Annotated in this window: 7 protein-coding genes and 1 tRNA gene; 4 read left to right on the forward strand and 4 right to left on the reverse strand. The window is 59.4% G+C overall.

Going from position 1 to position 9,610, the window contains the following annotated elements:
• From RYC17_RS25540 to rluD, 4 genes are all read right to left on the reverse strand, one after another.
• Window positions 1–76 (reverse strand) — tRNA-Asn (locus tag RYC17_RS25540).
• Between the two features lie 295 nt (window positions 77–371).
• Window positions 372–2,936, reverse strand: coding sequence for an ATP-dependent chaperone ClpB (clpB, locus tag RYC17_RS25545; protein WP_316904711.1), 2,565 nt, complete (start codon window positions 2,934–2,936; stop codon window positions 372–374).
• Window positions 2,937–3,107: 171 nt separating this feature from the next.
• Entirely contained in the window at window positions 3,108–3,836 is a 729-nt protein-coding gene (pgeF, locus tag RYC17_RS25550; RefSeq protein WP_316904712.1) for a peptidoglycan editing factor PgeF, read from the reverse strand.
• Window positions 3,833–4,795 (reverse strand): 23S rRNA pseudouridine(1911/1915/1917) synthase RluD, encoded by a 963-nt coding sequence (gene rluD / locus RYC17_RS25555; RefSeq protein ID WP_230017463.1) that lies wholly within the window; start codon window positions 4,793–4,795, stop codon window positions 3,833–3,835. The genes pgeF and rluD overlap by 4 nt, the downstream gene beginning before the upstream one ends.
• Window positions 4,796–4,944: 149 nt before the next feature.
• Between rluD and RYC17_RS25560 the strand changes: the two genes are divergently transcribed.
• The 4 genes from RYC17_RS25560 (at window position 4,945) to RYC17_RS25575 (ending at window position 9,258) form a co-directional block, all read left to right on the forward strand.
• Entirely contained in the window at window positions 4,945–5,967 is a 1,023-nt protein-coding gene (locus RYC17_RS25560; protein ID WP_316904713.1) for an outer membrane protein assembly factor BamD, read from the forward strand.
• A gap of 129 nt (window positions 5,968–6,096) precedes the next feature.
• Window positions 6,097–6,336: a PP0621 family protein gene (locus RYC17_RS25565; RefSeq protein ID WP_002551997.1), complete on the forward strand. Its 240-nt coding sequence runs from the start codon at window positions 6,097–6,099 to the stop codon at window positions 6,334–6,336.
• Window positions 6,326–7,918 carry a sensor histidine kinase gene (locus RYC17_RS25570; protein ID WP_316904714.1) on the forward strand — a complete coding sequence of 531 codons (1,593 nt, stop codon included), beginning with the start codon at window positions 6,326–6,328 and terminating at the stop codon, window positions 7,916–7,918. The genes RYC17_RS25565 and RYC17_RS25570 overlap by 11 nt, the downstream gene beginning before the upstream one ends.
• A gap of 2 nt (window positions 7,919–7,920) precedes the next feature.
• Complete coding sequence (locus tag RYC17_RS25575) at window positions 7,921–9,258, forward strand: sigma-54 dependent transcriptional regulator (RefSeq protein WP_316904715.1); 1,338 nt, start codon at window positions 7,921–7,923, stop codon at window positions 9,256–9,258.
• The last annotated feature ends 352 nt before the right edge of the window (window positions 9,259–9,610 follow it).

Genomic DNA, 9,610 nt, shown 5'->3' on the forward strand with positions numbered 1-9,610 from the left:
TGGCTCCACGACCTGGACTCGAACCAGGGACCCAGTGATTAACAGTCACTTGCTCTACCAACTGAGCTATCGCGGAACTATCGATTTCAGATTCAACTTTACAACCTGTTGCCTTGAAACCAGCGTGCTGTTAACTCGTTGATTTCAATCTCATCGACCTTTGCGCTTCGTTTGTATCGTTGCGTTCACGTCTCTGAGGCGCGCTATTCTACAATTTTAAAAACACCTGTCAACCCTATAAATTGCTTTTTAAGACAATGATTTGCGATTTTTTCCCAGATCCCCTTTCAGGCCCGATTTTACTGCTGGCAGCATCCTCAGAAAAAAGGCCCTCGGCGAGAGGGCCCTCTATATAGAGCTGGCGAGCGCTATCAGGCAAACACGATCTCGTCGTCGACCACCTTGCCGGTGATGGTGGTACCGGGCATGAAGCTGCCCGAGAGGATCATCTGTGCCAGCGGGTTCTCGATCCAGCGCTGGATCGCCCGCTTCAGCGGCCGTGCTCCATAGACCGGGTCGTAACCGACGGCAATCAGCTTGTCCAGCGCCTCGGGGCTCAGGGTCAGCGCCAGCTCGCGCTCAGCCAGACGCTTGCGCAGGCGGCCCAGCTGAATATCGGTGATACCGGCGATCTGGTCACGCGCCAGCGGTTCGAAGATCACCACTTCGTCGATCCGGTTCACAAATTCCGGGCGGAAGTGCATACCGACCGCATCCATCACCGCAGCACGTTGCGCTTCACGATCACCGACCAGTTCCTGGATCTGCGCCGAGCCCAGGTTGGAGGTCATGACGATCACGGTATTGCGGAAGTCCACCGTCCGCCCGTGGCTGTCAGTCAGGCGTCCGTCTTCAAGCACCTGCAACAGGATGTTGAACACGTCGGAATGCGCCTTCTCGACCTCGTCGAGCAGGATCAGCGAATACGGTTTGCGACGCACGGCTTCGGTCAGGTAGCCGCCCTCTTCGTAACCGACATAGCCCGGTGGTGCGCCGATCAGACGAGCCACGGAATGTTTCTCCATGAACTCGGACATATCGATACGCACCATCGCCTCTTCGGTATCGAACAGGAATTCGGCCAGCGCTTTGCAGAGTTCGGTCTTACCCACACCGGTCGGGCCAAGGAACATGAACGAACCGCTTGGACGATTCGGGTCGGAAAGCCCAGCACGCGAGCGACGTACGGCATTGGAGACCGCGACCACCGCTTCTTCCTGACCGATTACCCGGTTGTGCAGCAGTGTTTCCATGCGCAACAGCTTCTCGCGCTCGCCTTCCAGCATTTTCGACACAGGAATGCCGGTCCACTTTGACACGACTTCGGCAATTTCTTCCTCGGTCACTTTACTGCGCAGCAATTGGTTCTCGGGTTTGCCGTGCTGATCGACCATTTGCAGGCTGCGTTCCAGGTCCGGAATGATCCCGTACTGCAACTCGGCCATGCGGTTCAGGTCGCCACGCCGGCGCGCCGCTTCCAGTTCCTGACGGGACTGTTCTATTTTCTGCTGGATCTGCGCAGAGCCCGTTACTTCAGCTTTTTCCGAGGTCCAGATTTCTTCGAGGTCGGCATATTCCTTCTCAAGGCGCACCACTTCTTCCTGGAGTTTTTCCAAGCGCTTGATAGCCGCCTCGTCCTTTTCCTTCTTGAGTGCCTGAGCTTCCACTTTCAGCTGGATCAGGCGACGCTCAAGACGATCAAGCACTTCAGGCTTGGAGTCGATCTCCATACGAATGCGGCTGGCCGCTTCGTCGATCAGGTCGATGGCCTTGTCGGGCAACTGGCGGTCGGTGATATAGCGATGGCTCAGTTTGGCAGCGGCGATGATCGCACCGTCAGTAATGGCGACCTTGTGGTGCACTTCATAGCGCTCTTTCAGGCCGCGCAGGATTGCGATGGTGTCTTCTTCACTTGGCTCGTCCACCAGCACTTTCTGGAAGCGACGCTCAAGTGCAGCGTCCTTCTCTATATATTGGCGGTATTCGTTGAGCGTGGTGGCACCGACACAATGCAGCTCGCCGCGAGCCAGCGCAGGCTTGAGCATATTGCCAGCGTCCATCGAGCCTTCGCCTTTGCCGGCGCCGACCATGGTGTGCAGTTCGTCGATGAACAGGATGATCTGGCCTTCCTGCTTGGACAGTTCGTTGAGCAGCGACTTCAGGCGCTCCTCGAACTCGCCACGGTACTTGGCACCGGCAATCAATGCGCCCATGTCCAGCGACAGCAAGCGTTTGCCGCGCAGGCCATCTGGCACTTCGCCGTTGATGATGCGTTGCGCCAGGCCTTCGGCGATAGCAGTTTTACCCACGCCAGGCTCACCGATCAGCACCGGGTTGTTCTTGGTACGGCGTTGCAGGACCTGAATGGTGCGACGAATCTCGTCATCGCGGCCGATCACCGGGTCGAGCTTGCCCTCTTCGGCACGCTTGGTCAGGTCAACGGTGTACTTGTCCAACGCCTGACGCGACTCTTCGACGTTAGGGTCATTCACGGCACCTTCGCCGCGCAGGTTGTTGATCGCGTTTTCCAGAGCTTTCTTGCTGACGCCCTGCCCCAGCAACAATTTGCCGAGTTTGCTGTTCTCGTCCATTGCCGCGAGCAGCACCAGCTCGCTGGAAATGAATTGATCGCCTTTCTGCTGTGCCAGACGGTCGGCCTGATTAAGCAGGCGCGCCAGATCCTGCGACATGTTGACGTCGCCAGTGGGGTTCTGGATTTTTGGCAGTCGGTCCAGCTCTGCGCTCAGTTCCTTGCGCAAGCTGTTGATGTCGAAGCCGACCTGCAACAGCAGAGGCTTGATGGAACCGCCCTGCTGCTCAAGCAGCGCCTGCATCAAGTGCGCAGGTTCGATGGCGGGATGGTCGAGGCCAACGGCCAGCGACTGGGAATCGGATAACGCTAACTGTAATTTACTGGTCAATCTGTCGATACGCATTAGTCACCTTCCTTTAATGCAGGCCGGAGCAATGAACACACCTATAAAGAAAACCTGCTGAATAGCCAGTTAGATGCGGACGATTCTGCGCGTTTCAAGCGGGCCGTGGTTGATACAGATCAGACGAGTGTTCAGGCAAGTCTAGCTGGAATGTGCAAAACAGCCCGGCAATCAGGCGTGTTCGATCCATATCAGCGAAGCGAAGCGGCCAGTGCGCGCGGCACGCCTGTAGGAAAAGAAGCGCGGATCGGTGAAGGTATCCAGCCCGCCGCCATACACGGCAGAGACACCTTGGGCTGCCAGTCTTAACCGGGCGAGCGCGTAGATGTCGGCCATGAAACGATCAGGATTCGAACTGGCGACAAACGCAGCGGCTGTCTGCGGGTGGCTGGCGGTAAAGGCCTCGCGCACCTCGGGACCGACTTCGAACGACGGCTGACCGATGGCCGGCCCCAGCCAGACCATGATGTCTTCGGGAGCACTCTGCAGGCTGTCGGCCGTCGCTTCCAGCACCCCGGCCGCCAGCCCGCGCCAGCCGGCATGCGCGGCAGCCACACGCGTACCGTCACGACGACAGAACAGCGCGGGCAGGCAATCGGCGGTCATGATGGTGCAGGCGACGCCAGGCGTGCTCGTCCAGCTGGCATCGGCCTCGACGACGCGGGATGGATCGGCAGGCACGACGTCTACGCCATGCACCTGCTTCAACCAGGCGGGCTCAACGTTGAGACGGGAGGTCAGGCGCAGGCGATTGCTCGCCACGGCCTGCGGGCTGTCATCGACGTGATCGCCCAGATTGAGGCTGTCGAACGGGGCCAGGCTGACCCCACCCGAGCGAGTAGTAACGCACGACTTGATCCGAGCTGGCGCAGGCCAGTCAGGTGTCAGCCAGTCATTCACCCGATGAACGCCTCGCGATCCTGCTTGAGCAGCGACAGCAACCAGACGAAATCATCCGGCAGTGGCGATTCCCAGCTCATGCGCTTGCCGGTGATCGGATGATCCAGCTCCAGGAAGCGGGCATGCAGAGCCTGCCGCGGGAACGTCTTGAGCGAGTCGACCATGGTCACGCTGGCGGCTGGCGGAATGCGGAAACGACCACCATAGGCCGGGTCGCCGACCAACGGGTAGTTGATATGCGCCATGTGCACGCGGATCTGGTGCGTACGGCCGGTTTCCAGCTTGACGCGCACATGCGTGTGCGAACGGAAGCGCTCCAGCACGCGGTAATGACTGACCGCCTGCTTGCCGCCTTCCATCACCGCCATGCGCTGGCGCTGCTGGCCGTGACGACCGATCGGTGCGTCGATCTTGCCGCCTGCGGTCACCACGCCGATCACGATGCACTCGTAGATACGGCTGACACTGCGACTCTGCAACTGGGTAACCAGTTGGGTCTGTGCCTGAATGGTCTTGGCGACCACCATCAGACCAGTGGTGTCCTTGTCCAGGCGATGCACGATGCCGGCACGCGGAACATTGATGATGTCCGGCACATGGTGCAGCAAGGCATTGAGCAGCGTGCCGTCGGCATGACCGGCAGCCGGATGCACCACCAGACCCGCAGGCTTGTTGATGACGAGGATCTGGTCGTCTTCATAGATGATGTCGAGCTCGATGTCCTGAGCAACCCATTCACCCTGGGCCTCCTGCTCGGCAATCAGCTCGAGAACAGCGCCACCATGCACGATGTCGCGGGGGCGCAATACGCCTCCGTCCACAGTCAGGCGGCCGTCCTTGATCCAGGCGGAAAGGCGCGAGCGCGAGTGCTCAGCGAATAATTGTGCGGCGACTTGATCGAGGCGTTGACCGCCCAATTCGGACGGCACCTCTGCGCGGAGTTCTATATTTTCGGACATGACCAGACTAGGTGGCGGCTAGCCTTTGGTTTCGGCAGCGCGCTTGTGGTTAAATACGGCGTCTTTTGTCCCGCTGGTATCGCGGGGCGCTCATCATAACAGGACGGCCCCGCCCAAGACAGCAGGCCGTTATAGGGACGCAAGCCGCCATGCAAGTGAAACACCTGCTGCTGATCGCCATCCTCGCATTGACTGCGGCCTGTTCGTCGAAGGAAGTCATCGACGAAAACCTCAGCGAAGTCGAGCTGTACCAGCAGGCGCAGGCCGACCTGGGAAATAACAGCTATAACAGTGCCACGGAGAAACTCAAGGCGCTGGAATCACGCTATCCGTTCGGTCGCTACGCCGATCAGGCTCAGCTCGAGTTGATCTACTCGAACTACAAGAACGGTGAACCCGAAGCAGCGAAATCCGCCGCCGAGCGTTTCATCCGCCTGCATCCACAGCACCCGAACGTCGATTACGCGTATTACATGAAGGGCCTGACCTCCTTCGATCAGGATGTCGGCCTGCTGGCGCGCTTCCTGCCGCTGGACCAGACCAAACGTGACCCGGGTGCTGCCCGCGACTCGTTCAACGAGTTCGCTCAGTTGACCAGCCGCTTCCCGAACAGCCGCTATTCGCCGGATGCCAAGCAGCGCATGATCTACCTGCGCAACCTGCTGGCCTCCTACGAAATTCACGTAGCCGACTACTACCTGACCCGTCAGGCCTATGTCGCCGCCGCCAACCGTGGCCGCTATGTCGTGGAAAACTTCCAGGAGACGCCATCGGTAGGTGACGGTCTGGCCGTGATGGTCGAGTCCTATCAGCGTCTGCACCTCGACGACCTGGCAGCCACCAGCCTTGAAGTGCTCAAAACCAACTACCCGAACCACCCGCAGTTGGCTGACGGCAAGTTCACCCCGCGTCAGGCCGAAGCCGACAACCGCTCGTGGCTGTCGAAAGCGACCCTTGGCCTGATCGACGGTAGCGCACCGCTGCCACCGGGCCAGACCCGTGCCGATCAGGACATCAAGAAGCAGTATCAAGACGCCAAGGACGCCATTCCGAAAGAGCTGTTGCCGGAAAATCAGACAGAGCTGGACGAGCAGGCGGAAAAAGACGCCGAAGCGAAAGGTACCAAGAGCCGTTCGTGGTTCAGCTACATGACCCTGGGTCTGTTCGACTGATCTTCACGGCGTTAAGAAAGAGGCCTTCGGGCCTCTTTTTTTATGCAGCACATTTATGCAACGCAGCCACTGTGCGCCTGACTGTACCTTGGCTACACTGCGCCATCGTCAATCACTAAGCTGGTAGTCATGGTTCGCTTACTCATGTGGGCCGCGTTGATCGCGGCGGTGATCTGGTTCGTCAAGCGCCTGATCAATCCCCCCAAGCCGAAATCCCGTGCCGAGCCGCCTGAAATAGCGGCCACCCCGATGGTGCGCTGCGCACACTGCGGCGTTCATCTGCCTCAGGATCGCGCGCTGAGCCAGGCACAGCAATGGTATTGCAGCGAGGCACACCGCCTGGAAGGCCCTGCGGCACGTGACCGCTGACACGCCCTCGCTTGCCAGCCCACAGGCGCAACGGATCCTGCGGCTTTACCACCTTTATCGACTGACCATCGGCGTCGTACTGGTCCTGCTGATTTCCAGCAGCCTGGAAACCGAACTGTTGCAACTGGCCAATCCGAACCTGTTCCGTTCGGGTTGCTGGCTGTATCTAGTGTTCAATATTCTGGTCGTCGTGCTGCTGGAGCGTCCCAGCCGTCAGGCGCAGCTGTTCAGTCTGGCAATGACTGACGCAATCATGCTCTCTGCGCTGTTCTACGCGGCGGGTGGCCCTTCCAGCGGCATAGGCAATCTGTTGATTGCTTCCGTAGCAATCAGCAATGTATTGCTGCGGGGCCGTATCGGTTTGCTGATCGCCGCCGTTTCTGCCATCGGCATCATCTACCTGACGTTCTATATCAGCTTCGGTACACCGTCGGTTTCCAACGACTACGTGCAGGCCGGCTCTCTGGGTGCCCTGTGCTTCGCCGCCGCACTGCTGGTGCAAGCGCTGACAGCGCGCATGCAGGTCAGCGAAGTGCTGGCCGAACAGCGTGCAGCGGATGTCGACAGCCTTGAAGAACTCAACGCGCTGATCCTGCAACGCATGCGTACCGGCATTCTGGTACTGGATGCCAACCGTCAGGTGCTGCTGGCCAATCAAGGTGCCCTTACCCTACTGGGCCACGAGCGACTGGTCGGCCAGGTTATCGACGCTTACTCGCCGCAGTTGGTGGAACGCCTGCGTCAGTGGCTCGTCAACCCGATCATGGTGCCGCGCAGCGTCACGACTTCACCCATCGGGCCGGTGCTGCAACCGAGCTTTGCCGCACTCAATCGTGGCGATCAGCGCCAGACGCTGATCTTTCTTGAAGACCTGTCGCAGATTGCCCATCAGGCGCAGCAGCTCAAGCTCGCCGCGCTGGGACGCCTGACCGCCGGGATTGCCCACGAGATACGCAACCCGCTGGGCGCAGTCAGCCATGCCGCACAGTTACTCAACGAATCTGAAGAACTCAGTGCAGCGGACCGACGCCTGGGACAGATCATTCATGACCAGTCGGGACGTATTGATCGGGTCATCGAAAATGTTCTGCAACTGTCACGCCGGCGTGAGTCGCAACCCGAATTGCTGGACCTGAAAACCTGGCTGAAAAACTTTGTTGCCGAGTTTCGCAGTGCCGCCACTGCCGGACAGTCGGTTCATGTTGAAATCAGCCCCGGAACGCTGACAACCCGCATGGATTCCGGGCAACTGACCCAGATCATGACCAACCTGCTACAGAACGGCCTGCGCTACAGCGGCAGAAATCATTCGTCAGCGCAGGTCTGGCTGAAGCTGCATCATGACCAACAAAGCGACTTGCCGATTCTTGAAGTGCAGGACGACGGGCCGGGGGTCAGCGAGCAACATTTGGCCAAGCTGTTCGAGCCGTTTTTCACCACGGAAAGCAAAGGCACCGGTCTTGGTCTATATCTGTCACGCGAGCTGTGCGAAAGCAATCAGGCGCACCTGGAATACGTCCCGCGGCAAGGTGGCGGCAGTTGTCTGCGCATAACCTTCGCCCACCCGTTCAAAACGAGCTGAGCATGAGCCAACGGCAAAAAATCCTGATAGTCGATGACGAGCCGGATATCCGCGAACTGCTGGAGATCACTCTGGGGCGCATGAAACTCGATACCCGATGCGCCCGCAATGTTGCCGAGGCCCACGACTGGCTGGCCCGCGAGCCGTTCGACATGTGCCTGACCGACATGCGTCTGCCCGACGGCAATGGCCTTGAGCTGGTCCAGCATATCCAGCACGGCTACCCCCATTTGCCGGTGGCGATGATCACTGCCCACGGCAACCTGGACACCGCGATTAACGCGCTCAAGGCCGGGGCTTTCGATTTTGTGACCAAGCCGGTTGACCTCGGCAGGCTGCGCGAACTGGTCAATAGTGCGCTGAGCCTGCCTTGCGCCCAGCCAGCACGCAGCATCGACAGCCGCCTGCTGGGCGACTCGCTAGCGATGCGTACCTTGCGCAACCAGATCGGCAAGCTGGCCCGCAGCCAGGCGCCGATCTACATCAGCGGCGAATCGGGCAGTGGCAAGGAGCTTGTAGCGCGGCTGATCCACGAGCAGGGCCCGCGCATCGACAAACCGTTCGTACCGGTGAATTGCGGGGCCATTCCTTCCGAGCTGATGGAAAGCGAATTCTTTGGCCATCGCAAAGGCAGTTTCAGCGGTGCCCACGAAGACAAGCCCGGTCTGTTTCAGGCGGCACATACCGGGACGCTGTTTCTCGACGAGGTGGCCGACCTGCCGCTGGCCATGCAGGTAAAACTGTTGCGAGCCATCCAGGAAAAATCCATCCGCAGTGTAGGCAGCCAGCAAGAACAGATCGTGGACGTACGCATTCTGTGCGCAACGCACAAGAACCTGAACGCAGAGGTTGCGGCAGGTCGCTTCCGTCAGGATCTGTATTACCGGTTGAACGTGATCGAAGTGCGCGTCCCCTCATTGCGCGAGCGGCGCGAGGACATCGATCAACTGGCAGCCAGTGTTCTCCGAAGACTTGCCGGCAATGGCACGCAACCGGTGGCGCGCCTGAATGCGCAGGCGCTGGACACGCTGAAGAGCTACCGATTCCCCGGTAACGTGCGCGAACTGGAAAACATGCTGGAGCGCGCCTACACGCTCTGTGAAAACGATGAAATCCACGCCAGCGATCTGCGCCTGGCAGAGTCCGCCAGCCCCCAGGAGCCCAACAGCCCTAGCCTGGCCGACATCGACAACCTTGAAGATTACCTGGAAAGCATCGAGCGCAAGCTGATTCTGCAGGCCCTGGAAGAAACCCGCTGGAACCGTACCGCAGCGGCAGAAAGGCTCAGCTTGTCCTTCAGATCGCTGCGTTATCGGCTGAAGAAACTGGGCCTGGATTGAGCGCTCCGTACGGCACAGCCTGACCGACTATCGTGCGACGCTCCGCATCGGCATGCCATTTCTGGACGCTCTACGTCCTATCCTGAATAAGCGGCGCGGCGCAGATTTGTGACGCAAAGCGTCACGCAAGGCATTCCCACGCTGGAGCGTGAGGAACGATAAGTGTCTGGGCAACGATAATCTCCACTATCGTGCGACGCTCCGCGTCGGCATGCGTTTCTGGACGCTCTGCGTCCTATCCTGAATAAGCGGCGCGGCGCAGATTTGTGACGCAGAGCGTCACGCAAGGCATTCCCACGCTGGAGCGTGAGGAACGATAAGTGTCTGGGCAACGATAATCTCCACTATCGTG

Origin of the sequence: Pseudomonas syringae group sp. J248-6 (genome assembly GCF_032586995.1) — a bacterium.
Lineage (GTDB): Bacteria > Pseudomonadota > Gammaproteobacteria > Pseudomonadales > Pseudomonadaceae > Aquipseudomonas > Aquipseudomonas amygdali.

Coding starts and splice junctions, on each gene's coding strand:
- clpB (WP_316904711.1), bottom strand. CDS start 2,936: ATGCGTATCGACAGATTGACCAGTAAATTACAGTTAGCGTTATCCGAT.
- rluD (WP_230017463.1), bottom strand. CDS start 4,795: ATGTCCGAAAATATAGAACTCCGCGCAGAGGTGCCGTCCGAATTGGGC.
- RYC17_RS25560 (WP_316904713.1), top strand. CDS start 4,945: ATGCAAGTGAAACACCTGCTGCTGATCGCCATCCTCGCATTGACTGCG.
- RYC17_RS25565 (WP_002551997.1), top strand. CDS start 6,097: ATGGTTCGCTTACTCATGTGGGCCGCGTTGATCGCGGCGGTGATCTGG.
- RYC17_RS25575 (WP_316904715.1), top strand. CDS start 7,921: ATGAGCCAACGGCAAAAAATCCTGATAGTCGATGACGAGCCGGATATC.